This is a genomic window from Pseudomonas sp. 9.1(2019), from assembly GCF_009910445.1.
Taxonomy (GTDB): Bacteria; Pseudomonadota; Gammaproteobacteria; order Pseudomonadales; family Pseudomonadaceae; genus Aquipseudomonas; species Aquipseudomonas paraversuta.
In genome coordinates, this window is sequence record NZ_VBWF01000006.1 from 608,247 (window position 1) to 631,090 (window position 22,844).

At 57.8% G+C, this 22,844-nt stretch carries 25 protein-coding genes; 14 read left to right on the forward strand and 11 right to left on the reverse strand.

Annotated features, from left to right (window positions below; translation table 11 throughout):
- Positions 1-26 precede the first annotated feature (26 nt).
- On the forward strand, positions 27-920 hold the full coding sequence (locus FEZ21_RS12495) for a LysR family transcriptional regulator (protein WP_160627284.1): 894 nt from the start codon (positions 27-29) through the stop codon (positions 918-920).
- A gap of 84 nt (positions 921-1,004) precedes the next feature.
- Entirely contained in the window at positions 1,005-2,051 is a 1,047-nt protein-coding gene (locus FEZ21_RS12500) for a S9 family peptidase (protein ID WP_160627286.1), read from the forward strand.
- Between the two features lie 236 nt (positions 2,052-2,287).
- Here FEZ21_RS12500 and FEZ21_RS12505 read toward each other — a convergent pair whose 3' ends face one another.
- A complete protein-coding gene (locus FEZ21_RS12505) occupies positions 2,288-2,740 on the reverse strand; it encodes a hypothetical protein (RefSeq protein ID WP_160627320.1) in 453 nt (150 codons plus the stop codon).
- 484 nt (positions 2,741-3,224) lie between these two features.
- On the opposite strand from FEZ21_RS12505, the gene FEZ21_RS12510 reads away from it, so the two are divergent.
- Complete coding sequence (locus tag FEZ21_RS12510; protein WP_003447693.1) at positions 3,225-4,103, forward strand: alpha/beta fold hydrolase; 879 nt, start codon at positions 3,225-3,227, stop codon at positions 4,101-4,103.
- On the forward strand, positions 4,093-4,515 hold the full coding sequence (locus tag FEZ21_RS12515) for a MarR family winged helix-turn-helix transcriptional regulator (protein ID WP_003447695.1): 423 nt from the start codon (positions 4,093-4,095) through the stop codon (positions 4,513-4,515). The genes FEZ21_RS12510 and FEZ21_RS12515 overlap by 11 nt, the downstream gene beginning before the upstream one ends.
- 185 nt (positions 4,516-4,700) lie before the next feature.
- On the opposite strand, the gene FEZ21_RS12520 is transcribed toward FEZ21_RS12515, so the two are convergent.
- Together FEZ21_RS12520 and FEZ21_RS12525 are read right to left on the reverse strand one after the other, a co-directional pair.
- Positions 4,701-5,231, reverse strand: a complete 531-nt coding sequence (locus FEZ21_RS12520; protein WP_003447697.1) for a hypothetical protein — start codon at positions 5,229-5,231, stop codon at positions 4,701-4,703.
- Positions 5,232-5,281: 50 nt separating this feature from the next.
- Complete coding sequence (locus FEZ21_RS12525) at positions 5,282-5,722, reverse strand: PACE efflux transporter (protein ID WP_160627288.1); 441 nt, start codon at positions 5,720-5,722, stop codon at positions 5,282-5,284.
- Positions 5,723-5,837: 115 nt separating this feature from the next.
- On the opposite strand from FEZ21_RS12525, the gene FEZ21_RS12530 reads away from it, so the two are divergent.
- Complete coding sequence (locus tag FEZ21_RS12530; protein WP_127196687.1) at positions 5,838-6,728, forward strand: LysR substrate-binding domain-containing protein; 891 nt, start codon at positions 5,838-5,840, stop codon at positions 6,726-6,728.
- A 157-nt stretch (positions 6,729-6,885) separates the two neighbouring features.
- On the opposite strand, the gene FEZ21_RS12535 is transcribed toward FEZ21_RS12530, so the two are convergent.
- The 4 genes from FEZ21_RS12535 to FEZ21_RS12550 all read right to left on the reverse strand — a co-directional run bounded on the left by FEZ21_RS12535 (position 6,886) and on the right by FEZ21_RS12550 (position 9,493).
- Positions 6,886-7,242 (reverse strand): MmcQ/YjbR family DNA-binding protein, encoded by a 357-nt coding sequence (locus FEZ21_RS12535; protein ID WP_160627290.1) that lies wholly within the window; start codon positions 7,240-7,242, stop codon positions 6,886-6,888.
- Positions 7,243-7,547: 305 nt separating this feature from the next.
- The gene (locus FEZ21_RS12540; RefSeq protein WP_160627292.1) at positions 7,548-8,279 is read right to left on the reverse strand and encodes an anti-sigma factor domain-containing protein; all 732 of its coding nucleotides are present in this window, start codon (positions 8,277-8,279) and stop codon (positions 7,548-7,550) included.
- Positions 8,276-8,842 carry a sigma-70 family RNA polymerase sigma factor gene (locus FEZ21_RS12545; protein ID WP_029612448.1) on the reverse strand — a complete coding sequence of 189 codons (567 nt, stop codon included), beginning with the start codon at positions 8,840-8,842 and terminating at the stop codon, positions 8,276-8,278. Before FEZ21_RS12545 ends, FEZ21_RS12540 begins: the two co-directional genes overlap by 4 nt.
- Positions 8,843-8,950: 108 nt before the next feature.
- On the reverse strand, positions 8,951-9,493 hold the full coding sequence (locus FEZ21_RS12550) for a DUF3455 domain-containing protein (protein WP_160627294.1): 543 nt from the start codon (positions 9,491-9,493) through the stop codon (positions 8,951-8,953).
- Positions 9,494-9,778: 285 nt separating this feature from the next.
- On the opposite strand from FEZ21_RS12550, the gene yghU reads away from it, so the two are divergent.
- From yghU to FEZ21_RS12565, 3 genes are all read left to right on the forward strand, one after another.
- Positions 9,779-10,621, forward strand: a complete 843-nt coding sequence (gene yghU, locus FEZ21_RS12555; protein WP_003447712.1) for a glutathione-dependent disulfide-bond oxidoreductase — start codon at positions 9,779-9,781, stop codon at positions 10,619-10,621.
- A gap of 192 nt (positions 10,622-10,813) precedes the next feature.
- A complete protein-coding gene (locus FEZ21_RS12560) occupies positions 10,814-11,026 on the forward strand; it encodes a hypothetical protein (RefSeq protein ID WP_127196685.1) in 213 nt (70 codons plus the stop codon).
- An 87-nt stretch (positions 11,027-11,113) separates the two neighbouring features.
- Positions 11,114-12,493: an NAD(P)-binding domain-containing protein gene (locus tag FEZ21_RS12565; RefSeq protein WP_160627296.1), complete on the forward strand. Its 1,380-nt coding sequence runs from the start codon at positions 11,114-11,116 to the stop codon at positions 12,491-12,493.
- 79 nt (positions 12,494-12,572) lie between these two features.
- Here the strand turns inward: FEZ21_RS12565 and FEZ21_RS12570 are convergent, their stop codons facing one another.
- Positions 12,573-13,028 carry a GFA family protein gene (locus FEZ21_RS12570; RefSeq protein WP_003447716.1) on the reverse strand — a complete coding sequence of 152 codons (456 nt, stop codon included), beginning with the start codon at positions 13,026-13,028 and terminating at the stop codon, positions 12,573-12,575.
- A 57-nt stretch (positions 13,029-13,085) separates the two neighbouring features.
- On the opposite strand from FEZ21_RS12570, the gene FEZ21_RS12575 reads away from it, so the two are divergent.
- The 4 genes from FEZ21_RS12575 (at position 13,086) to FEZ21_RS12590 (ending at position 16,299) form a co-directional block, all read left to right on the forward strand.
- A complete protein-coding gene (locus FEZ21_RS12575; RefSeq protein WP_160627297.1) occupies positions 13,086-13,319 on the forward strand; it encodes a hypothetical protein in 234 nt (77 codons plus the stop codon).
- 78 nt (positions 13,320-13,397) lie between these two features.
- Positions 13,398-14,081: a helix-turn-helix transcriptional regulator gene (locus FEZ21_RS12580; RefSeq protein ID WP_003447717.1), complete on the forward strand. Its 684-nt coding sequence runs from the start codon at positions 13,398-13,400 to the stop codon at positions 14,079-14,081.
- A 144-nt stretch (positions 14,082-14,225) separates the two neighbouring features.
- Entirely contained in the window at positions 14,226-15,437 is a 1,212-nt protein-coding gene (locus FEZ21_RS12585) for a YeeE/YedE family protein (RefSeq protein ID WP_029612446.1), read from the forward strand.
- Positions 15,438-15,558: 121 nt separating this feature from the next.
- A complete protein-coding gene (locus FEZ21_RS12590; RefSeq protein ID WP_127196684.1) occupies positions 15,559-16,299 on the forward strand; it encodes a cyclopropane-fatty-acyl-phospholipid synthase family protein in 741 nt (246 codons plus the stop codon).
- Here the strand turns inward: FEZ21_RS12590 and FEZ21_RS12595 are convergent.
- A complete protein-coding gene (locus tag FEZ21_RS12595; RefSeq protein ID WP_003447720.1) occupies positions 16,262-17,734 on the reverse strand; it encodes an MFS transporter in 1,473 nt (490 codons plus the stop codon). The two genes, FEZ21_RS12590 and FEZ21_RS12595, sit on opposite strands and share 38 nt — an antisense overlap.
- A gap of 113 nt (positions 17,735-17,847) precedes the next feature.
- Between FEZ21_RS12595 and soxR the strand changes: the two genes are divergently transcribed.
- Complete coding sequence (soxR, locus tag FEZ21_RS12600) at positions 17,848-18,312, forward strand: redox-sensitive transcriptional activator SoxR (RefSeq protein ID WP_003447721.1); 465 nt, start codon at positions 17,848-17,850, stop codon at positions 18,310-18,312.
- 70 nt (positions 18,313-18,382) lie between these two features.
- A complete protein-coding gene (locus FEZ21_RS12605; protein WP_010656048.1) occupies positions 18,383-18,847 on the forward strand; it encodes a GNAT family N-acetyltransferase in 465 nt (154 codons plus the stop codon).
- Here FEZ21_RS12605 and FEZ21_RS12610 read toward each other — a convergent pair whose 3' ends face one another.
- Entirely contained in the window at positions 18,848-19,504 is a 657-nt protein-coding gene (locus FEZ21_RS12610; RefSeq protein WP_010656047.1) for an alanyl-tRNA editing protein, read from the reverse strand.
- A 130-nt stretch (positions 19,505-19,634) separates the two neighbouring features.
- The coding region (locus tag FEZ21_RS12615; protein WP_160627299.1) for an RHS repeat domain-containing protein at positions 19,635-22,844 on the reverse strand (3,210 nt) is incomplete at its 5' end.

The window sequence follows — 22,844 nt, forward strand, 5'->3', positions numbered from 1 at the left end:
AATAGCTGTGAAAGGTGCTGCATACCATGGTCAGAGGAAACCTCAACGATCTGCTTTCATTCGTGACAGTGGCGCGCGAAGGTAGCTTCACCCGTGCCGCCGGGGTACTGGGCGTTACCCAGTCGGCACTGAGCCAGGCCATCAGGGGTCTGGAAGCGCGCCTGCAAATCAGGCTACTGACGCGCACCACCCGCAGCGTTTCGCCGACTGTCGCGGGCGAGCGACTGCTGCAAGCAATCGGTAATCGCTTCGATGAAATCGAGGCAGAGCTGGATAACCTGACGCAAATGCGCGACAAGCCTGCGGGCACCGTACGCATCACTTGCGGCGATCATGTTCTGCGTACCACGTTGCTACCCAAGCTCACCGCGCTGCTCCACGAATACCCGGACATCAACGTTGAGTTCGACGTGAGTTACGGATTCAGAGACATTGTGGCGGATCGTTTTGATGCAGGCGTGCGCCTGGGTGACACTATCGACAAAGACATGATCGCAGTCCCGATAGGCCCGCCATTGCGGATGGCTGTTGTCGCCGTGCCAGGGTACTTTGCCAGCCGCGGCATTCCCGAAAACCCGCGCGACCTGATGAACCATAGCTGTATCAACCAGCGTATGCAGACATCTGGCGGGCTCTATGTGTGGGACTTTGAGCAGCGAGGCAAGCAGGTAAACGTGCGTGTAGACGGCCAGCTCATTTTCAACACGTCGAGCCATATCGTGGATGCTGCCCTGGCCGGACTGGGCATTGCGTACCTGCCAGAGGAGGAGTTTGAGCCGCACCTGCGTGAAGGGAGGCTGGAGCGGGTGCTGGAAGATTGGTGCCCACCGTTCTCTGGCTACTATTTGTATTACCCCAGCCGTCGACAGCCATCTCCCGCCTTCACACTGGTTGCCAACGCATTGCGCAAAGCCGGGTAGAGAGGGCGCTCTTCTGGTGTAGATACAGTGGGTCTGAAGTCTGCGCAAGTTGGCCGCAGCTCATGAAACGAAAAGGTAGTGACTATGCATAAAGTAATCCGCACGAAGCGTAATCGCGGATGGTTGATTTCTGTCGTTTGCCTCGCCACGGTCATCGTTTTTTTTGTTCTATCCCGTCTTGATACCTATGGTCTGGATCGCAGAGTAAGTGAGCCTTTTACATTCGAAGCAAATGGACTGCTCCTGGCGGGTACGCTCTGGCTGCCTGACCAAACTGCAACCGCGGCAGTGGTTCTGGTTCACGGGGATGGCCCACAAGATCGCACATCGCAGCAGGGTTACGATCCACTCATCAACGCTCTTCTTGATGCAGGCATTGCGGTTGTATCGTGGGATAAACCGGGCATTGGCGACTCGCAGGGGAATTGGCTCAATCAGTCGATGAGTGACCGCTCTGTTAACGTGCGCAGCGCGATTTCTACCCTGCGCAGCCAGTTGCAAGGGATCCCTGTTGGTGTTCTTGGGTTTTCGCAAGCCGGTTGGGTCGTGCCCCGCCTTAGGCCCAATGGTGCGGACTTTATTGTACTTGTCGGAGGCGCCGTATCTTGGCAACGGCAAGGAGACTATTACACCAGGCAGCGGTTGCAGCGCACAGGGATGTCTGCGGCTGACGTTGAACGGGCGATGGCGGAGATAGCCGCAGCTGACGAACGTTTGTTTGCCTCTTCGCAAGTGCCGTCAGCAACCCTTCTGGGCGATATGAGCCCGGAGCGGTGGGCTTTTGTGCGACGAAATCTTCACGAAGATGCAACCCAAGATTTGAAAGAGCTCGAGGTTCCAGTGCTTGCGTTGTGGGGGGCGGACGATCTGAATGTTAATCCTGAGGTCAATGCAGATATTTACCGAAAGACTGTAGGGGGCAACCATCCCGCCAATCGGATAGAAGTCATACCGGATGCAAGTCATGGACTCCTGAGGGCGGTTCCCTATAACACACAACTAACCAGCGAGTGGCCCTGGCTAACCATGCTGAGATTCCTGATGGAGGGTCGTCATGCCTACGCCCCTGGTGCCCTTGAAACGATAACCGAGTGGGTTCATGCAAGAGCGGGCATAACGGAGGCACGCTGACCAGCAGATACGCTACTCACTCAGTGTGGGCCTGAAGTGAATCGCCCCTGCTTTTGTAAAGTCTTGAGTGACTGCTTCTGGCCGATAGCAGCCTGTCATGAAAGGCAGCTATCGGCCACTCCCATTTTCGTGGACTGCTTGATGGTATCGTTTCTGTCTGCCACGAGGGATTGAAATCTGCCAAGAACTGGTCTTCGAGGGTACTTATTAAATCAGCGGCGAATCAACACTTTCAATCAATACTGCTTTGTTGCGCTTGCTATACGCCGGTACTTACGCAACTCCCGATAAGCGCTGCGGATATCCAGAAAAAATATCTCTGCGCTGCGCCAGAGCAGCATCCACACCGTAACGGTAAATACTGCCACCGGGATGGTGCTTTCAATGCCTAGAGCATTGCCTATCAGCCCCACCGCCAGTGCCAGGCCCAGGAGTGTCAGCGCTTCCAACTGTAGGATGAGAATATCCCCTCTGACTTGCTCGCTCTTTTCTGCAAAGGTATTGCTGATAGCTTGCTGTAGGCGTTCTCGCTCATTTTCGGGGCAGTTGATCTGCAGGCACAGCTTGGGGTAGTACCAGGCACTATCCAACAGGTAGTCAGCCAGCTCCGGGCTTAGTTTGGGTGCGTCCGGCGAGGCAAATGGATTGAGGTAGTCATGGGTGATCGTCACATCGATTTTTTTGAGCATTACGAACTTTGGCCTGGTTGAGTTGTGGTCGGAGGCTTCAGTGATCCAAATAAAGCTAGTCCAAGATATCTGTTCTGCTTTGTTGGCAGTCACTCGCGCTGCAGTAGGAGCGAATTTATTCGTAATGCGTGGCTGAATGTGCACCTCGACAGCCTCCATCAACGCTGATTGTTATCGTTCTCTGCGAGTGAGTATTAGGCCGCGGGCGACGCATTCGCGGAAAGGGCTTGAGGCAGCTATTGGCCGCTTTCCGCCCGTGCTGACCGGCAGCTTGTGGCCGATAGCAGCCTGTCTCGAGGGACTACAATCGGCCAGAAGCGGTCACCAACGTCCTTCCGCGATCAATTCAAACGGCAACCGTCGTGAGAAAAACTAGCCAGATCTAACTTGCCACAAGCCCTAAGACAAGCGCGACATGTAGCAATGGCTTGATGAGTGTGTATTTCGCATGTTAAGTATATTATTTCACATGCGAAATAATCCTATGAGCCCAGTACAAAACACAGCTATTTGCCCTGATGGTAGTCCTGTAAAGCTCCATGTTCACGAGGCGATTGGCGCTGCTAAAGCAGTCGTTCAAATCAATCCTGCGACGGCTGTCACCGAACGAATGTATTTCGCTTTTGCACAATTTTTGACAGAGAATGGCTTCACTGTCATCACATACAACTACCGGGGCGTCGGTAGGGATGGGCCACATCCGAAGGATGTTAAAGCCGGATTTACGTCGTGGGCTGACAACGATGTCGAGGCCGTAACGCAGTGGGTGTCTGAGCATTACCCAAGCCTTGCCCATTTGGCTGTAGGCCACAGCTTTGGTGGCCACGCCATCGGGTTGAGTGCTAGCAGTCGCAAGCTGCGTGCAGCTGTGACTATATGCTCACATGCAGGCTGTCTCAGATTTATAAAGCCAGGCATGGAGCGCTTGAAAGTATCGGTTCTGCTGAAAATCATAGGGCCTCTAACCGCCAAACTCTTCGGTTACGTTCCGGGTCGCAGACTGGGCCTCGGAGAGGATATTCCTGCGAATGTCATGCTCGAGTGGTCACGCTGGACAAGCCTTCGCAATTACTTTTTTGATGACCCATCAGTTAACGCAGCTGCCAGATTTTCTCGACCTTCGTTACCTATTCTGGCGTTAGGTTTCAATGATGATCCTTGGGCACCGGCGCAAGCTATCGACCTGATGATGGGGCATCTAACTAAGTGCACTGTTGAACGCCGCCAATTAGGCCCCGAAGACAGTGAAGGATTTTCTATCGGCCATTTGGGGTTCTTCCGTCATCGGCATGCTGACAAACTGTGGCCGATAGTAGTCGCTTGGCTGAATACCCAATTGCCGGAAAATCAATATGAGACATGATCGTCGCTACATTTATCTATTGAACTCAGCTCAAAAAAGTTTATCCAGGCATATTGAACGGCACGTATCCAATACCGCAGGCATCAGTGCAACTCAAGCCGGAGCTTTGTTTGTAATCCGCGCCCAAGATGGGGCACTTAGCGGAGAAGTGGCATCTGCCTTGGATATCGCGCCATCGGCCATGACGGGGTTAGCGGATCGAATGGTGAAGTCAGGGTTGATCGATCGTCGAGTCGATGGACAAGATAAGCGTAGCTACCGGCTCTGGCTAACAGAGGCAGGATTAGAAGCAGCAATACTGGCGACGACCGAATTAGGCCCATTGAACGCGAGATTGACGGAAGAATTTACCGACAAGGAGTTAGAGGTAGTTTCCCGTTGGCTAACCGCTGTGCATCAACGTTGCCAATGACTGTATGCACGGCCTGCAACTACCCAAAATCCCGTATTCGTAAAGCAAGGCCAATGGGGCTGCGATTGGCAGCTCCCGGCCATTTTCAGCTGTGCTGAATGACCGCTATTGGCCCGGAGTTGCCCTTCGTGATGGGCAGTTCTCGGCCAAGCACGTATGCTCGCGCACGCTTACATTGATAGGGGTCAAGTAGCAACGTAGACAAGAACCGGCTGGAGGCAATTGAGCGAAGGTGCCGAATCAAGCATGTCGGTAGACTCACACCATGGATAGCGGCGACCTTGAAGCCAATCCATTATTTTTCGCCTATGTTCAGAAGGGCACTCCAGCATGTGTTCGATAGTGATGGACAGTTGAATGGCCAGGCCGCTTTGCGGTGAAAAGACCCAATGATATTCCCCGCAGCCTACACGTAACTCTCCAGTCGCTTTTGTTGACATGCCAACCAGCCATTTGCACTTATGAACATTTGCCTCGGGCTTTGGAGGGTCTCCGAAGCAGAATGTATAAACGTTCTCATATTGCTGGCTAAAGCTGCGCACCAGTACTTCAGCAATAGCTTCGCGCCCGCTGACGCAAGGGGGAAACAGGATGGTGCTTGTCTGCACTCTCACGTTAAGAGATGCGTCCAGACTAAAAGCATGCCGCAACAAGTCAGGCCGATTTCCGTCCTTGCCGAAGATGTAGTGTTCAATCGCTTTAGTGGCATTATTCATACTCAAATCCTAGTCTTGCTACAGGTAGGCTAATCGGAATTCCGAGCGGATTATGGGTTAACCGAAGCTTCCCCCTTCGCGGAGTTTGGTACATCGAATACTCTGTCGAAGACCCACTGAAACACCAGCGCGTAAAAAAAGAAGAAAACGAACAGCCCCAGATCGGTGACCAGTGCAGCCCACCAAGAAATCTTCAGCCACCATGCCACCAGTGGCACCAACAGCAGAACCAGCCCCCCCTCAAAACCCAGTGAGTGGAGCAAACGTCTGCCCAACGTGCGAGCACGCTGTGGCTGATGCGCTTCCCAGAACTCAAAAGCATAGTTAAACAGCACGTTCCACAGCAGCGCGCATACCGACAACATCAACGACAGCGCTCCCGCATGAGCCAGACCTTCGTTGTATATAAACGAGATGCTGGGCGACAGCACCGCAACAGCGATTGATTCATAGAGGATGGCTTGTAGAATTTTCCGCGAAGGTCCTTGCATGGTGTTTTCCGAAGGGGCAGTGGATCGAATATCTGCGACGGTATCGCTCCGTACGCACCACGGAAAATGAGATAAATTTAATACTCATCAATTCAATTCATCCAGGAAACTAGGCGTGTTTTCGACTCTTCCACTCAACGCGCTGCGCACCTTCGAGGCGGCTGCGCGACTGGGCAGCTTTAAAGCGGCAGCTGAGGAGCTCTCAGTCACCCCCGCGGCCATTTCCCATCAGGTCAGGACACTGGAAGCCCGCCTCGGAGCAATGCTGTTCATGCGATCTGGACAAGGTGTGGTGTTGACCGAAGAGGGCGAGATGCTATATCGCCAGACTCATCGCGCATTATCAGACATTCGCCGCAGTCTGGAGGCTTTCTATCCGGACACTGCTCCCCAAACCCTGACCATTTCTACTACTCCGGGCTTGGCGGCAGCCTGGCTGATTCCACGGTTGGGTGGTTTCTATCGGAGCTTTCCACAATACAATGTGAGGCTTGATACACGTAACGAACTAGTCGATCTGCTGCGTGATTCCAGTATCGATCTTGCTATTCGCTCGGTCAGCCGCGATGACCCGAAGTTGTTCCGTCAGGAACTCATGAACGAGCAATTTTCGGTTTACGGTGCCCCGAATCTGGTTGCCTCGCTAAACGTAAATCAGATCGAACTGATCAACGTGCACTGGAAAACTCCGGGCGTATTTTCAATCAACTGGGAAAGCTGGTGCGCGGCCGCAGAATGCCAGGCCTGGCTTGAAACGGCGCAGATGCGTGAGTTAGACGATGAGCATTTTGCTTTGAGCGCTGCTATCGCGGGTCATGGACTGGTGCTGGCAAGCAATGTACTGGTTGCCGACAGCCTCAGGCATGGAAAATTAGTGACCTATAGACCAGAAGTAAGCCTGCCCGGGCCGCGTTATGTTGCTGTGTGCGTGCCAGGGTGGGAGCGGCAGATGCATGTGAATGCTTTCTTGCTGTGGCTGGCAGGTGCCGCACTACAGGATGGATGACGACACTTCTTTGCTGCCTCTTACGACAGGCTGCAATCGGCCAGAAGCAGACGTTCGTGCAAGGTTGCAATCGGTCAAAATAGCCAAACACCACCCGATGGGGGAGCGCAGATAAAATCTGTGCAACCGAGTAACCATGATTTGTCAGTTCGAACCGCTACTCAGTTAACTCGTAACTATCTTGAATGAGTTCGTGTATGTGTTCGGTTGCTACCGAGCCGTCCAGCACCACACTGATCCAGTGCTCTTTGTTCATGTGGTAACCCGGAAGAATACCCTCCATTTGACGAAGTGAACCCGCTTTGTCCGGATCGCATTTCACATCCAGAATATCAACCTCTCCCTCGCCTGCGAGCCCCAGCTTTTCCTTGGGTACGTTCATCACTATTCCAAACCATTTCTCAGATCCCGGGTCCCTCAGGACGGCGTATTTCGGGAATTTGATCCAGGGGTAATCAGGCTGGATATCGAACGTTTTCGCAACATGGCTCAACACTGCTTTTCTGGATGACATGGAGCTGTCCTTAGGCATTGATTATCTGGTAGCTGATGCGGGTGGGTGCTGAATCGCCTCGCCAAAGAACAATGGCCATCGATGAGAAGATGATTAACCCCTACGCCCTTTTGCTCTCCAAACCTTGCTCACTGGATCGTTCAGAGACCGTCATTGCCACGAGCCTCTATCTGAAACCAGTCGTGTTGCAAGTCTGAAAAACTGTCTCAATGATTCTCCTGCATCTTGGATAGTGGAGTGACAGCTCTCGGTTACAGGCAGTGTCTCGAAGGTGTCCACGGAACCTGGGGCGACTCAACCCCTGTTCAGATCACTTTAACGGCCCGGCCAATAAACTGAATCGGTCCTGTGGGTTTTCCGGTCTGCGATCCATTGGGATTCTCCAGAGTCAGCTCAAAGAGCTGGTTGGGTTCCAGAGGGGGCAGGTTATCCAAAGGGACTGAAAACGTTTGCCCTGGCTTGACCAGGCCAAGGGATACAGGTGCTTGCCAGCCGTCCGCTTTGGTCCAGAACTGAAGTACTTTATCAGCCGGGACTTGCGCTACCTCCAAAGGTATCAGTTGGATTTCCCTGGGGTTGCTCGCCTGAATAACCCAGCCGGGTGCCTGGTTCTGCGGAGCTACCAGAACGACCAGGTAGGTGGTCGGGTTTACCACAGCTGTTCGTGTCAGGAGTATTGATCCGAGCAACAGCGTTGCGACAAGACTTGTTCCCGCGAGCCCACGCCACAGAGGAAGAAGGTTCCACCATGAAGTTGGCTTCGCGGTGGCCGCCACTCCTGATGCTCGCCGGTCAGTGCTGTTCAAGCTGCGCTCGATTCGCCTCCAGAGCAGCGCAGTGGGGGGCTGCGGTTCAGCCAGTTCGGTTAAGGCAAGCAAGCGTTGTTCCCACGCATCGACAGCTGTTCGCAAATCGGCGTCCTGAGCGAGACGCTTTTGAATCTTGATGCGTTGTTCGGCCGGCAACGTGCCCAGCACATACTCACTCGCCAATTCATCAATGTTGTCGGGACTCTCACCCTCAGGGCTTCTGGTCATCCCATGCACTCCCGCAATACCACCAGGCTGCGTTTGATCCAGGCTTTGACAGTCCCCAGCGGGGTGCCCAGTTTCTGCGATATTTGCGAATGCGAATAGCCATCGACATATGCATGAAGAATGCAGTTGCGCCGCGCCGGCTCCAGTTGCTCAAGGCACACATAAATACGTCCTGAACGGGCTCGATAATCGAAGCTGTCCACATTCCCTGACGATGTCTGCATGGACGCTAAATCGTGCAGTGCCATTTCGCTGTGCTCGCTGACCTGCACTTCCCGGGCGTTATCTCGCATGAAGTTCAGCGCCAAATGCCGCGTCACGATGAAGATCCAGCCACGTGCAGAACCTCGTGCAGGATCGAAACTGGCGGCACGAGTCCATATCTTGATAAAGGCATCGTGCACGATGTCTTCGGCCAGGGCGTTGTCGCGAGCGATTCGCTTGGCAACCCCTAAAAGACGGGCACTTTCCTGCTGATACAAGTCCTGCAATGCCTGCTGCTCGCCTCGGGCGCAAGCAGCCAGACAGGCTTCATAGTCAAAACAGGGTTCAGGTAGAGACAAAGTTTTCAGCCGCCGGCAGTTGGTAAATAACCCCAGCCATCGGGCCGGGGTTTCGTCGAAGGAGAGTAGACGACTTTGCGCGCTAACCGCCTGTTCTGAATCCTTGGCTTAATTGGCTGCCCAAAAAATATAGTCAGCCTGATATTTCACCACCTCGCGCTTGCCTTTGTTTGCAGCGGTGCATTCGGTCATGGGTGCTACGCCGCCTTTTACGGCCACTCGCTGGATATAGCTGACATTGCTCATCGCGCCGTTGCCTTGCGCAGGGTTGGCCTTGACCAACTGATAGGGAAGGTCACCAGTACCTGAGTCTGCAACCGCCAGTTGCGTCCCGGTGATTTTAGAGCCGTCTTTGGCTTGCCAGGTGGCAGGTGGTCCGAAGTAGGTGCCGACCTGTTTGCCACTGCGATCATTAAGCACTGCTTTGGGCCCGACAAAAGTCCATTCGGTCTGACCGGCGACGTTCGCTTTGTCGCGACACTCATACGTGACTTCGCCTACGCCCACAGTCTCCAGGGCGATCTTGTGACCGTCAGGAACCTTGATGCTGTCGGGCAAATCTGTTTGGGCATACGCAGCTGGCACTGTGACCAACAAGCAGGTAGCCGCAAGCGTAGTGCTGACAATGCCCAGGAATCGTTTAGCGTTCATGCAAATCTCTCCAGAAAGGTAATCAGTTCAGCAGCTATGGCTACTACCTGTACTACCCACGGGAGAAGCAACTGGATGCAGCTAACTGGAAAAAATATCAACGCTGGAAGATTCAGCCAGTCTGCGGGTCAAGGTCCGGGCCGGCTTGCAGCGCTGCAAGCCGTCGGTACTCCGGCGCTCTTCGAAGGTGTATGGTCGAGTTTTTCGTCTGTTCTGAACTGCACGGTTGCAGCGTTATCTATATTGGCTGGTCCACCGCGCAATTGAATCCCGGGAGTATCAAGCATGACTGATTACGTACCACCCAAGGTCTGGACCTGGAACAAGGAAAACGGCGGGACTTTCGCCAGCATCAACCGGCCGGTGGCCGGCGCCACCCACGACAAGGAATTGCCGGTGGGGCGTCATCCGCTGCAGCTGTATTCCCTGGCCACGCCCAACGGGCAGAAGGTCAGCATTTTACTGGAGGAGTTGCTGGCCCTCGGTCATCAAGGGGCCGAGTACGATGCCTGGCTGATCAAGATTGGTGAAGGCGATCAGTTCTCCAGCGGCTTCGTCGCGGTAAACCCTAACTCCAAGATTCCGGCGCTGATGGATCACAGCGGGCCCAAGCCCGTGCGCATCTTCGAGTCGGGAGCGATCTTGCTGTACCTGGCCGAGAAGTTCGGGGCGTTTGTCCCCACCGAACCGGCGGCCCGGGCTGAATGCCTGTCCTGGCTGTTCTGGCAGATGGGCAGCGCGCCGTATCTGGGGGGCGGGTTTGGCCATTTTTATGCCTATGCGCCGATCAAGATCGAGTACGCCATCGACCGTTTTGCCATGGAAGTCAAACGTCAACTGGACGTGCTGGACAAGCAGCTGGCGGTGAACGAATACGTCGCCGGCGATCAATACACCATCGCCGACATAGCAATCTGGCCCTGGTACGGCGGCCTGCTCAAAGGCCGGTTATATGAGGCCGCGCAGTTCCTTTCGGTGCAGGATTACAAGCATGTCCAGCGCTGGGCGGATGCCGTTGAGGCGCGGCCTGCGGTCCAGCGAGGACGCCGGGTCAACCGGATTTCGGGGGACCCTTCGCAGCAGTTGCCCGAGCGTCACGATGCCAGTGACTTCGACGCGCGCAGCTAGTCGCTCGGCAGCCGCCCCTTGGCGGTTTCGGGTGCTGACGGGCAGCCCCTTGCCAGGGCTGCCCGCATAAACCCAAGCGTCCCGGGCCGGCACTTACCCATGCTGGCGCTACGGGTTTTATTCTTGCAATCAACGTTTCAATCCCTTATAGCTACAGAGCATTCATAACTAAAAGAGGCTGGATTAGCCCCCATGCATGAGAACACACGTATCTTTCGCTTTTCGGCCCCCCGTCCTGCGCAACGCAGTGATGGCCATGGGCCTAACCTGAAATCCGCTCGGTTCATGGCTTCTCCTTGTGCCAATGCACAGCTCTCCAGACGCTATCAATACCAGCCAATGCTGCCCCACGACGTGCTGGTGGCATTCAAACGCAAGCGCTCGTTCCCGCCACCTGCAGCTTAACGCCTGAACTCTTTCTCCCGTTGCCTGCGGCTTTAGCCGTCCGGGGCGGTGTTTTATTTTTCTGCGTTTAACTGTCGAGGGAATCAGATGTCTATTCGTGTCGCTATTATCGGTGCCGGTCCATGCGGCCTGGCGCAACTGCGTGCCTTTCAATCCGCCCATGCCAAAGGCGCTTCCATGCCGCATGTGGTTTGCTTCGAGAAGCAGGCCGACTGGGGCGGTATGTGGAACTACACCTGGCGCACCGGGCTTGATGAGCACGGTGAGCCGGTCCATGGCAGCATGTACCGTTACCTGTGGTCCAACGGCCCGAAAGAGTGCCTGGAGTTTTCCGACTACAGCTTCGATGAGCATTTCGGTCGTCCGATCTCTTCTTATCCGCCCCGTGAAGTGCTTTGGGATTACATCCAGGGCCGGGTGAACAAGGCCGGTGTGCGTGATTACATTCGCTTCAATACGGCGGTCAAACATGTCAGTTTTGACCAGGCGACGCGGGAGTTCAGCGTCACTTCCCATGACTACAGCCTGCAGCAGAGCAAGACTGAGGTATTCGATTTTGTGGTGGTTGCCAGCGGCCATTTCTCGACCCCGAATGTGCCAGCCTTCGAAGGTTTTGAGCGCTTTTCGGGGCGCATCATGCACGCCCACGACTTCCGCGAAGCCACCGAGCTCAAGGGCAAGGACCTGTTGATCGTGGGCAGCAGCTACTCGGCTGAGGACATCGGCTCGCAGTGCTACAAGTACGGTGCGCGCTCGATAACCAGTGCTTACCGCACCCAGCCCATGGGCTACAAGTGGCCCAAAAACTGGGAGGAGCGCCCGCAACTGAGCAAAGTGGACGGCGACATGGCGTACTTTATCGACGGCTCCAGCAAGCGGGTGGACGCGATAATCCTCTGCACCGGCTACAAGCACCATTTCCCCTTTCTGTCCGAGGAACTGACCCTGAAGACGGGCAACCGGCTGTGGCCCGCAGAGCTCTATAAAGGGGTGATATGGGAAGACAATCCGCAGTTGATCTACCTCGGCATGCAGGACCTCTGGTACAGCTTCAACCTGTTCGACGCCCAGGCCTGGTATGCCCGCGACTACATGCTCGGGCGCATTGGCCTGCCTGCACCGGCGGCCATGAAGGCCGACAGCGCCCGCTGGCGTGCCCGGGAAGAAAGCCTGGAGTCCACGGCCTCGATGTACGAATTCCAGGGCAGTTACATCAAGCACCTGATCGAGCAGACCGACTATCCAAGTTTCGATATCGATGCCGTGAACCGGATTTTTCTCAAGTGGAAGACCGACAAGAAGCACGACATCATGGGTTATCGCGACAAGTCCTATCGTTCGGTGATCACCGGCACGGCGGCGGTCCCGCACCATACCCGCTGGTTGCAGGCGCTGGATGACTCGATGGACGAGTACCTGCGCGAAACCCGGGCCAAAGGCGACGTTAACCTATTGCATCAGCGCTAGGGCCGGGCTCAAGGCTTGCCGACCTGGTCGTGCAAGCCGCCAGCCGCAGCGCTGCTACTGCCGTTCTGGCCGGCAGCCGTCAATCACCCGTTACCTGCCGATTCTCTTCATAGCGCAACCAGCCCGCCACCAAAGGCCTTTTGTCCGCGCGGTCATTGGGGTGGGCGCGGCCTTCGAGCACCGGTACTTCTGCGAAATCAAACGGGCTCATGTGTTCGATACAGGCAATGTTCACGCCGTATTGATGGGGGGAAGAGCGGCGCTGGTGAAAGGTATAGATGCCACAGCGCGAGCAGAAGTAATGCCGGGCTTCGTTCTTGTTGAACTGATAGAGCGTCAGCGCATCCTTGCCCTGCACTATCTCGATGTCTGCCAGATTGGCCGACACGGCGACCGCACCGCGCATACGGCAGTAGGAACAATTGCACCGGCGTACCGTGTTCAGGCCATCGCTCAGCCGTAGCGCGAAACGTACGGTGCCGCAATGGCAGGCAGCCTGGTAAACCGGGCGGTTATCGGCAGGGGTTGTGCTCATGACAGGCCTCGCTGGCAACTGGAAGGTGGGCTCGGTGCGCGCTGGCCTGACGCATACATGGCCAGAAAGCGCAGCCTGCGGACAGATGGCGCAGGTTCTTTGATCCTCGGGCAATTTGTCATATTTAGTATTGCTTCACTACAGATTAGTAGGCAGCCCAACCTGTTTAACCTGGCTGATGACTTCTCTGGCCGGCGGCGGCATGTCCTGGTAACGGTTGCCGAACATGCTGCAGAACAGGGCGCCGAAGTCGTCGCCGCTATCACCTTGTGGCCAAAGAACCCTGATTGACTCATCGATCTATCGCTTCAGGGTATTTGGCCTCAGTATGGCGCTCCGGTACATCAACACTTCGGGATTGAGTGAACTATGGATGTTGAAGCTGCGGATCTTTCCCTGGCGGCGGTGGCGGGGGCAATTGCTGATCCGTCGCGCGCGATAATGTTGTGCGCGCTCCTGGATGGTCGCGCACGCACGGCCACTGAACTTGCGGCACTGGCCGATATTGCGGCGTCCACTGCGAGCGGTCATTTTGCACGGCTGCGTGAGCAGGGGCTGGTGCAGATGCATGTGCAGGGCCGTCATCGCTACTACCGGCTCAACAGTCCGCAAGTGGCCCGGGCGCTGGAAGCGCTGCTGTCGATCACCGATCGCGCAGCGACGGTATTCAGGCCCAGTACGCCTTCGGCGTTGAAGCAGGCAAGGACTTGCTACGACCATTGCGCCGGCGAAATCGCGGTGAAGGTGCATGACGCAATGCTGGCAGAGGGCTGGATCCAGATCCAGGGCCAGGACTATGACCTCACCGAGAAAGGTGCGCAGCTGCTGGCCAGACTGGGGATTGAGGTGGATTACCTGGTGCAGCAACGCAGGCGTCTGGCCTATCCCTGCATGGACTGGAGCGAGCGCACGCCGCATATGGGCGGCGCGCTGGGGGCCGCACTGCTGGAACTGATGCTCAAACGCGACTGGGTGAGCCGTCATCTCGACTCCAGGGCACTCACCCTGACCGCCAGGGGAGCAACCGCGCTGGCTAAAACATTCGGCGCCTGACAGGGGTTGAAGCCGCTGCGGTTTGAACCTGTCCGGGCACAGGCCTTGGGTGCCCGGCACCAATTACCCGAAGATTGGAGCCGCGCCCGGGTTTATACTCGGCGCCCTCGCAATTAATCGTAATCAAACGGACCGAGATTCTTCATGAGCAGTTCTCTCTCTATGACGCCCGCGCGCAAGTCGTTTGCGCCGCTGGTGGCCTTTGTCTTGCTGGTGTTTGGCGCCGCCTTCCTGCAAAACAGCGTCGGCTCGCGCCAGGTGCTGTTGCTGGTGGTGGGCGCGGCACTGGGATTGACCCTTTATCACGCAGCCTTCGGCTTTACCTCGGCCTGGCGGGTGTTCATAGCTGATCGGCGGGGTGCAGGTTTACGCGCACAAATGGTCATGCTGGCGTTGGCTGTGGTGCTGTTCTTCCCCGCGTTGGGGGCGGGCACTCTGTTCGGCCAGCCGGTGGTCGGGCTGGTGGCGCCGGCCGGAATTTCGGTGGTGTTCGGTGCATTCATTTTCGGCATCGGCATGCAACTGGGCGGCGGCTGTGCGTCAGGCACCCTGTTCACCGTGGGCGGCGGCAATGCACGCATGCTGGTGACCCTGTTGTTCTTTATCTGCGGTTCGTTGATCGCCACCCAGCACGTTGACTGGTGGTTTGCATTGCCGTCGTTCCCGGCGATTTCCATCGTCAAGAGCTTCGGTGTGGTGCCGGCGATGCTCGCAAGCCTGGCCATGTTCGGGATCATCGCCGCGGTGACCGTGCGCCTGGAAAAGGGCCGTCACGGTCAGCTTGAAGCGGGCGTGACCAGCGAGCACCAGGGCCTGCGGCGCTTCCTGCGCGGACCGTGGCCGTTGGTATGGGGGGCGATTGCACTGGCCTTGCTCAACTACGCCACCCTGGCGCTGGCGGGCCGGCCATGGGGCATTACTTCGGCGTTCGCGTTGTGGGGAGCCAAGGTTGCCAGCGGGCTGGGTATCGATGTCGCAAGCTGGGTGTTCTGGCAGGTCCCGGGCAACGCCAAAGCCCTGGCCGCACCGGTGTGGGAAGACATCACCAGCGTCATGGACATCGGCATCGTTCTGGGTGCGCTATTGGCCGCCGGGCTGGCCGGGCGTTTCGCACCAAGCCTGAAAATCCCCGCGCGCTCGCTGCTCGCAGCCGTGATCGGTGGTTTGCTGCTCGGTTACGGTTCGCGTCTGGCCTACGGCTGCAATATTGGCGCGTACTTCAGCGGCATCGCCTCGGGCAGCCTGCATGGCTGGTTGTGGTTAGTGGCAGCGTTTATCGGCAATAGCGTGGGCGTGCGTCTGCGGCCCTGGTTCTTTGCCAGTGAGCCTCGACCGCAGGCATTGAGCGGTTGTTGAACGCTCAGTAAATCCTGAGATTGCGTCGCGTATTCCATGCTGGAATCCAATATATAAAATTAATGAATTTTTATTATCGGTCCGGCAGGAGTAGTTTGATTTCAAGCCATGGAGAACCCCCTTGAAATCATCCACCAGCGACGCCGTTGCAAAATTCGATGCCTCTCGGGCCAATGAATACGGGCGCCAGAGCCGCATCGCGCTGGCAGGATATGACGCCTGTCACGAGCTGGCGGCGTGCATGCTGGCGGCCAGCCTGGGCCACCGCAACACGGCGAAAATTCTGGTGGTGGGTGCTGGTGGTACGGCCCAGGAAATCATTGCGATGGCAGCGCTGGAGCCAGGCTGGCGCTTCACTGCGCTCGACCCATGCGAACCGATGCTGGAGGTGGCAAGGCAGCAGTTGGATGCCCGCGGTTTGCTTGCAAGAACCGATATCCACCTTGGGCATATTGAGGACCTGGCGGCAGACGCCACTTATGACGCCGCCACCCTTGTCGGTGTGCTCCACCATCTGGGCGGGGACGATGCCAAGCGCCGCATTCTGCAATCGATCGAGGCTCGTCTTGAACCGGGTGCGCCGCTGATTGTCGCGGGCAATCACCATGCCTATGCCAGCGAGCCGTTATTGCTTGCGGCCTGGGGCCAGCGCTGGCGGCAACACGGAGCCAGCCCCGATGAAGTAAAGGTCAAGCTTGGCAAAATCCTCCAGGGCGCGGACCCGCCACACTCCGAGGCGGCGGTGCAAAAACTGCTGCATGAGGCCGGGTTCGGCGCGGCCACCCGTTTCTTCAGCAGCCTGTTCTGGGGCGCCTGGTTGACGACTAAGACGGCCTCAAGCGGATCACCCGCAGGGCAGTAAAAACGCCGATCACCGGGGCCAGTGCGAACACCCCGAACAGCCAGCCGGCCGCACTCATGGTGCCGGCGATGCCACCGGGCTCAGTGAGGCCGGCGAGGTTCGCCACCATCCCCGCCAGCGCTGCGCCGAGCGCGGTGGCAAATAACTGCACGGTGGTGATGGACGCACTGGTCAGGTCCTGCTCGCCCGCGGGCGCGGCCTGGAACACCCGGGTCAGCAGGTGCGGCCAGGCCAGGCCCACCCCCAGTCCGATTGCTACCAGCGCCAGGCAGATCGGCATGACCGCCAACCAGTCACCGCTACTTGGGCTACCCATCAAAACCGCCAGCATCAGCATGCCGACCAGGCCCAGGATCGGCCCGGCGAGGATTGCGCGCCGGATGCCTGCGCCGCTCGCCCCTGAACTGGCAACGGAGCCCAATGTCCAGCCGGCCCCCATCAGCGCCGCAAGATAACCGGCGACCAGGGCGGACTGATGGTGCAGTACCTGAAGGAACAGCGGCACGAATATTTCGCCACTGGTCACCGCGACCGCAAGCAATGACATCGTGGCATATAGAGCACCCAGCGCAGTGCTGATCCGGAACGCCCCATCAGGCAACAGCCGGTGGCGGGCTCGGCGTTCGCTACGTATCAGCAGGGCGGTGAGGATGACGGCGGCGCCAAGCCCCAGAATATTGTGTGACAGCTCGGGCGACACGCTGCCGGCTGAAACAGCGAGCACTGCTGCTGTCAAGAACAGCAGTTGGGCCAGCGCAAGTGGCGAGCCTGGCGCTCTGTCGGCACTGCGTCCGGGCAGTACGGTTGCAGCCAGCAGGGCGAACAGCGCTGCCACCGGGATCAGCGACCAGAACGCTGCCCGCCATACCCCGAACCCGGCGAAGATGCCGCCTATGGCAGGGCCGACCAGGGTTGCCACCCCCCACATGCCCGAGATCAGCGCCATCGCCCGCGGCCACAGGGATTCATCGAATACCAGGCGGATCATTGCGTAGGAGAGCGCGAACAGGAACCCGCCGCCCAGTCCCTGAATAAAGCGCCCGAGCAGCATCACCGGCATTGACGGGGCAAGCCCGCAGATCAACGCGCCCGCCGCAAACACCAGGCTGGCGCTGATATAGGCACCTCGGGGCCCGGTGCGGGCGAGCAGCCTGGCCGACAGCGCGGAGCCGAGGATCGAGGCCGCGACGAACAGGGTGGTGTTCCAGGCGTAATAGTCGATGCCGCCGATGTCCCTGACCACCGATGGCAGAATCGTGGTGGCTATATAGACATTGACCGCATGCAGGATGACACCACCGGCGAGCGCGAGTGAGCGCACCCCATTGGCGCCCGAGAGCAGGGCGGCCCAGCCGGTATTTGCGGGGCGTGCACAAGGCTGTGGCGCTGGTACCGATTGCGGGTGTTGATCAGACGGAAGGTGACGCTGGTCCATGGTGGCTCCACTTGGTGAGGTCACTCGCAGCAGCGAATGAAGGCTTGCAAAGGCAAGCCGACACTCTTTATAAGACCTCATGTAAAGATGAGGTCAACAGGAGTCAGGGGTCCATGATTGATGTACGCGTGCTGCTTGGGGTAGGGGAGGTCGCCCGTCGCTGCGGTGTCACCATTGCCACCGTGCACTTCTACGAGGCCAAGGGGCTGATCCACGGGCAGCGCAATGCGGGCAATCAGCGTCGTTATTCGCGGGATATTCTGCGCCGGATTGCCATCATCAAAATCGCACAGCGTGCCGGTATTCCCCTGGCCACCATCAAGGGTGCGCTGGACCAGCTGCCATCCGGGAGACCACTGACGGCCACGGACTGGGCGCATCTCTCGACAATCTGGCGGGACATGCTGGCCGAACGGATACGCAGCCTCAGCCAGCTTCGCGACCAGTTGGACGGTTGCATCGGCTGTGGCTGCCTGTCGATGGAGGACTGTCCGCTACGCAATCCGGGCGATCATTTGAACCGGCTCGGGGCAGGTGCGGTTTTGCTCGAAAAAGACACCGCGTCATTGGCTGATTGAAGGCCTGCCCCCGGCCGCGGGAGCGGGAATGACGGGTGGATACAAGGCATCTTTGCCCGGGAGGCATGCATTGCATACTGTGAGAGTTATTCGTCGCGCCGGTCAGGGCGATGCTGAGGCCATTGCTGCGCTGGTTAACCAGGCCTATGAGCCTTACATCCGCAGGATCGGAAAAAAACCGGGCCCCATGCTGGATGATTACCGGCAGGTGGTGGCTGATACCCACACCTTCGTACTTGAAGAAGGGGCGGATCTGCTGGGGGTGCTGGTGATGAGCCTGGAGGATGCAGGGTTGCTCCTTATCAATATCGCCGTACAGCCTCGGCATAAAGGCAAAGGTATCGGCAAAATACTGATGGCCTTCTGTGAGCGCCATGCACTGCGTAATGGCTGCGACGCCATCAGGCTCTACACCCATGAGCTGATGACCGAGAACATCGCAATCTATAAAAAGCTTGGCTACCAGGAAACCCGCAGGGCCAGCGAAAATGGATTCGCCCGGGTGTTTATGCGCAAGGCTCTGTCAGTTCGCTGATCAGCCATCATGCGCTGGATCCACCAGCATGATTTCGATCCGCTCCTTGCCCCGGCCGGTATTCTTGCGTTTGAGTTTTACAGCGCCAACCTCGCGGGTTGATCTGGGATGGGTGCCGCCACAGGCCATCCTGGCAAAACCCTCGACTTCCCAGAATCGGCGCTGTGTCGGCACATCGCTGAAGTCTGTGAATATAGTCAGGTCGCGGCTGATCAATTGTGCGGCCGCCGATTCGATCTCCGGGAACAACGGGGCGAGGTTCTGATCACTGGCGAAATCGATGCGGGCCTTGTCCTGAGCTATGTGCGCGCCGATACGCTGGATGCCCGGGCATCTTTGATAGACCAGCTGCAAGACCATTTCTGCTGCAAAGTGCAGGCGCATCAGCCGGTATCGCCGCGCCCAGTCAATCTGCCAGGTCACGGCGTCGCCCGGTTTCAGCGAATGGTCATGGGGCAGGCTGTAAATGATGTCCAGGCCATGTTTTTCAGCCTTGAGCACCGGGTATCCGGCAAGGGAACCGCCATCGCTTTCCTGGCCCCCGGAAAACGCAAAAAATATCGTTGCCCGGGCCTGAACCCGCTCGCCATCGACGTGACTGACGAGAGTGTCCAGGGTTGTTCGATAGGGATCGTCCCAAAATACCTTTCGAGTCACGGCCAAGGATCCTTTTGCTCCAGAAAGGCGATTATGCTAATCAATCCGGATCTGCAGTTCTTGTACGATCTTGCTGTTCAGGGCCTTTATTCAACATTCCGGCTGAATATGTTCAGCTCTGCGCAGGCCGCTACAGAATCCGGCAAAGTTGCTCTCTGCGCACTATTTCCCCGCGCTGTGAAAACCACTGAAAATCCAGTTCAAAACTTGCGTACCTTCCGGTAAAAAATTGCGGGTCAGCAAGTCTGTCCGGAACCATGTTATCGAAAATCATGGGTTCTATAATTCTTAACTGTCTTGGGTTCTCGATACCTGCCGCACCGATCTGCCAAGGGTAATACCTGGGGTGATTACCTGAAATTGTTTGTCTGACCTCGGCGACAAAGTCGGGATTATGAATAATTGGATAGGGTAGTTGCTCCAGATGCCCGTTAACAAAGCCGGCTCTGCCACTGTAAGGAAGCTGGAGTGGTTCAAAAGAAGTGGATGACCAGCTTGAATAAACTGCTGCCCTGTTAGCCGAGTTGGTTTGCCCGATATTTTGCAGATCAGCACGGGACAAGTGCGGTAAAAAGCGCTCCCGGGTCGGCCCTTGTTCCAGCAAATAGGCTAGATCCATCTTAGGTATCGGCGCTGCCGTTGCTCCCACTCGCTGGGCATGTCCGGGAAATGCCCGGCCGCCTCCCGGAGCTCCCCCGGCATGCTGCAGTTTGTGCTGCCAGCTGCCCACGAACCTCCCGGCCTTTTTGACCCCCTTGGCCGCAGCCCCGGCCATCGACGGGGCCGCCGAAGCCAGACCCGTTGCCATGCCCACCCAGCCCAGAATCCGCCCGGCGTTTTCATTGCCGGTGGCCAGCAAGGCTATCGAGGCCACATCCGCTGCCAGCGACACCACACTCAAGGTCGCGGTGGTGACGGCCGTTACATAGCTAGCGGTCAGCGCCGCTGTAGGCGCGGCCAACGCACCCAGGGAGGCCACGGTGCCGATTACGGCCAGGGCGATGCCGGCCGCCGGTAACAGCCAGTCCAGCCACGAATGGCCCGATGGATCGATGCGGTTGACCGGATCCCCGGCGCAGTAGGCATAGCCATTGAGCCCGCCTTCGCCGAAGGGGCTGAGGCTGTCGCGGCTGTGGAAGCGCATCAGCACCGGGTTATAGATGCGGTAATCGCCCAGGAAGTACCAGCCGCTGTCCTGTTCGCGCAGGGCGCCGGCGTAGCCCAGTCGGCTGGTGCCGGGCTGGCTCTGGCCGTAGGCGCCGTAGACCGGGGTGTGGATAGCGTCCTGGGCTTCTGTGGTCACTGAGCCTTGGGCGTCGGTGCCCAGCAGCATGACTTCGCGCACTGCCGATGCCAGTCGACTTTCTGCCACGGGAACAGCGCCGGCCCTTACCCAGCGGGTCTGGGTGTTTTCACCCATCTCGCAGCTGAGCTGGCCGCCGGTGTGGTAACGCCAGCGCGGACCGGTAGAGTCTTCGGTCTTGATGATGTTGCCCGCCGGGCCGTAGTGCCAGCGGCGCTCGCCGGTAGGCAGGGTTACCCCGATCAGTCGGCCCAGGGCGTCGTAGTGCAGTGGATTGCCTTTCTCGTCGCGTTTGAGATTGCCGAGGGCGTCGTACTCCAGGGTTACCGGTGCCGGGTAATCGGCGCGGCTGTGGCTGACGCTGAGCAGCTGGGTGAGATCGGCGGGGTTGTAGCCGAATACGCTGACATTGTTGGCGCTGGCGTCGGTAAAGACCGTTTCCAGACGGCGCACATTATCCAGTGCATCGTACTGAAAGTACTGTTCGCGGTAGGTTTTGCCGTGGGCATCTTCGGGCAACGACGGCCCTGCAAGGCGATGGGCAATCATCCGTCCGCGCAGGTCGTAGTCGAAGCTTTCACTACGCACCAGAACACCGTCATGGGTCAGTTCACGCTGCGCAAGCTTGCCGTCTTTACGCCATTGCTGGGTCTGGATTTCAAGGGACTGTCGGGTGGGCGTGCGGGTAGCCGTTTCTCGGCGGGCCGGACGGCCCAGGCTGTCGTAGCCCAGGGTTACGGTCATGTCCCGCGAGCCGTCTATAGATTGCGTGCGCTGCTGATGAATTCGCGAGGCTGCATCGTAGGTGACGCTAATAGTGACGTCAGGGCCTTGCTGTTGAATCAAGCGACCCAATTCGTCGTATTGGCAGCGCTGTTCGGCGCCGTCGGCATCGGTCAGCCGCGTCACTGTGCCCGCCGGTGTAGTGCTTTGCTGTTGCGAGCGCGGCTGGTCGCCGTGCCAGGCGTAGTCGGCTTTGCTCAGTTGGCCGGACGGAGACCAGTGATCTTTTTGCAGACCCAGATTGCCTTGGGCTTCCAGCAAACGGCCGCTTAGCGGATCGTATTTATTGAACACACTGATCCCGGGCGCTTGCAGCGACAGCAATGCGTCGCCCAGTTCCGGTTGGCGCTCACTCTGCACCCGGGTACCGTCGGGCAGGATTTGGCTATGGGCGTGGATTTCTCCTTCGGCATATTCCCATTTGGAGACACTCTGCCCGACCTTTTCCCACACCAGTCGGCCCAGACCGTCATATTTGCGCTCGCCCAGCAGGACTTCATTACTGCCCAATGAAGGGTGGCTAATCGATACCGTAGCCGGCAATTCACTGTCATGGCCTTCGGCATAGGTGCGCTTGATGACACTGCCGTCGGGCAGGGTGGTGGATACCAGTCGGTCCAGTACATCCCACTCCTGCCGGGTCTCCCGGCCCATGGCATCGGACTGGCTGATGCAGCGGCCAAGGCCGTCATAGGTCCAGCTCAGTTCGTGCTGAAGTACGCCATCGGCGCAATAGAGTTGTTCTTTAAGGGGGCGTCCATCGAGGCTATGGCTGGTCACGGTTTTGGCCCCGGCCACACCCTTGGCATCGGTCTGCCAACTGCTGCCGGTCAGGGCTACCGGGTCGGCCAGGGTGTGCTGGGTGACACCGTCCGCGCCGGTTTCGGTCAGCACATTGCCCCAGTCATCAAAAGTGCGTTCGGTGGTCAGGCTCAGGGCCGGGACGTCTTCGTTACCGGGATCGTAAGTCGTTTCACGGAACACCCGGCCCAGCACGTCATATTCGGCGGTCCAGGCGGTATAGGTCTCACCGCTGTCGGTCTGTTTTTCACGGCGGATTTCCCGGGCCATGCCATCGAGCCAGACAGTTTCCTTACGCCCGGAAGCGCCGATTCGGGTCTGGCAGCGCTCGTTCGCTGACAAGGAATAGGCCCAGTTGACCTTGGCCTCGAAGGCTGAATCCGGGGCCGCGACTTCCTGAGTCACACGGCCCAGGGCATCGTGGGCAAAGGCCATGCGCAGCTGCTCGTCGGT

What these genes read in the sequence shown, in the direction of transcription:
- FEZ21_RS12495 (WP_160627284.1), top strand. Translation starts at nt 27, where the DNA reads ATGGTCAGAGGAAACCTCAACGATCTGCTTTCATTCGTGACAGTGGCG.
- FEZ21_RS12500 (WP_160627286.1), top strand. Translation starts at nt 1,005, where the DNA reads ATGCATAAAGTAATCCGCACGAAGCGTAATCGCGGATGGTTGATTTCT.
- FEZ21_RS12505 (WP_160627320.1), bottom strand. Translation starts at nt 2,740, where the DNA reads ATGCTCAAAAAAATCGATGTGACGATCACCCATGACTACCTCAATCCA.
- FEZ21_RS12510 (WP_003447693.1), top strand. Translation starts at nt 3,225, where the DNA reads ATGAGCCCAGTACAAAACACAGCTATTTGCCCTGATGGTAGTCCTGTA.
- FEZ21_RS12515 (WP_003447695.1), top strand. Translation starts at nt 4,093, where the DNA reads ATGAGACATGATCGTCGCTACATTTATCTATTGAACTCAGCTCAAAAA.
- FEZ21_RS12520 (WP_003447697.1), bottom strand. Translation starts at nt 5,231, where the DNA reads ATGAATAATGCCACTAAAGCGATTGAACACTACATCTTCGGCAAGGAC.
- FEZ21_RS12525 (WP_160627288.1), bottom strand. Translation starts at nt 5,722, where the DNA reads ATGCAAGGACCTTCGCGGAAAATTCTACAAGCCATCCTCTATGAATCA.
- FEZ21_RS12535 (WP_160627290.1), bottom strand. Translation starts at nt 7,242, where the DNA reads ATGTCATCCAGAAAAGCAGTGTTGAGCCATGTTGCGAAAACGTTCGAT.
- FEZ21_RS12540 (WP_160627292.1), bottom strand. Translation starts at nt 8,279, where the DNA reads ATGACCAGAAGCCCTGAGGGTGAGAGTCCCGACAACATTGATGAATTG.
- FEZ21_RS12550 (WP_160627294.1), bottom strand. Translation starts at nt 9,493, where the DNA reads ATGAACGCTAAACGATTCCTGGGCATTGTCAGCACTACGCTTGCGGCT.
- yghU (WP_003447712.1), top strand. Translation starts at nt 9,779, where the DNA reads ATGACTGATTACGTACCACCCAAGGTCTGGACCTGGAACAAGGAAAAC.
- FEZ21_RS12560 (WP_127196685.1), top strand. Translation starts at nt 10,814, where the DNA reads ATGCATGAGAACACACGTATCTTTCGCTTTTCGGCCCCCCGTCCTGCG.
- FEZ21_RS12565 (WP_160627296.1), top strand. Translation starts at nt 11,114, where the DNA reads ATGTCTATTCGTGTCGCTATTATCGGTGCCGGTCCATGCGGCCTGGCG.
- FEZ21_RS12570 (WP_003447716.1), bottom strand. Translation starts at nt 13,028, where the DNA reads ATGAGCACAACCCCTGCCGATAACCGCCCGGTTTACCAGGCTGCCTGC.
- FEZ21_RS12575 (WP_160627297.1), top strand. Translation starts at nt 13,086, where the DNA reads ATGGCCAGAAAGCGCAGCCTGCGGACAGATGGCGCAGGTTCTTTGATC.
- FEZ21_RS12580 (WP_003447717.1), top strand. Translation starts at nt 13,398, where the DNA reads ATGGATGTTGAAGCTGCGGATCTTTCCCTGGCGGCGGTGGCGGGGGCA.
- FEZ21_RS12585 (WP_029612446.1), top strand. Translation starts at nt 14,226, where the DNA reads ATGAGCAGTTCTCTCTCTATGACGCCCGCGCGCAAGTCGTTTGCGCCG.
- FEZ21_RS12595 (WP_003447720.1), bottom strand. Translation starts at nt 17,734, where the DNA reads ATGGACCAGCGTCACCTTCCGTCTGATCAACACCCGCAATCGGTACCA.
- soxR (WP_003447721.1), top strand. Translation starts at nt 17,848, where the DNA reads ATGATTGATGTACGCGTGCTGCTTGGGGTAGGGGAGGTCGCCCGTCGC.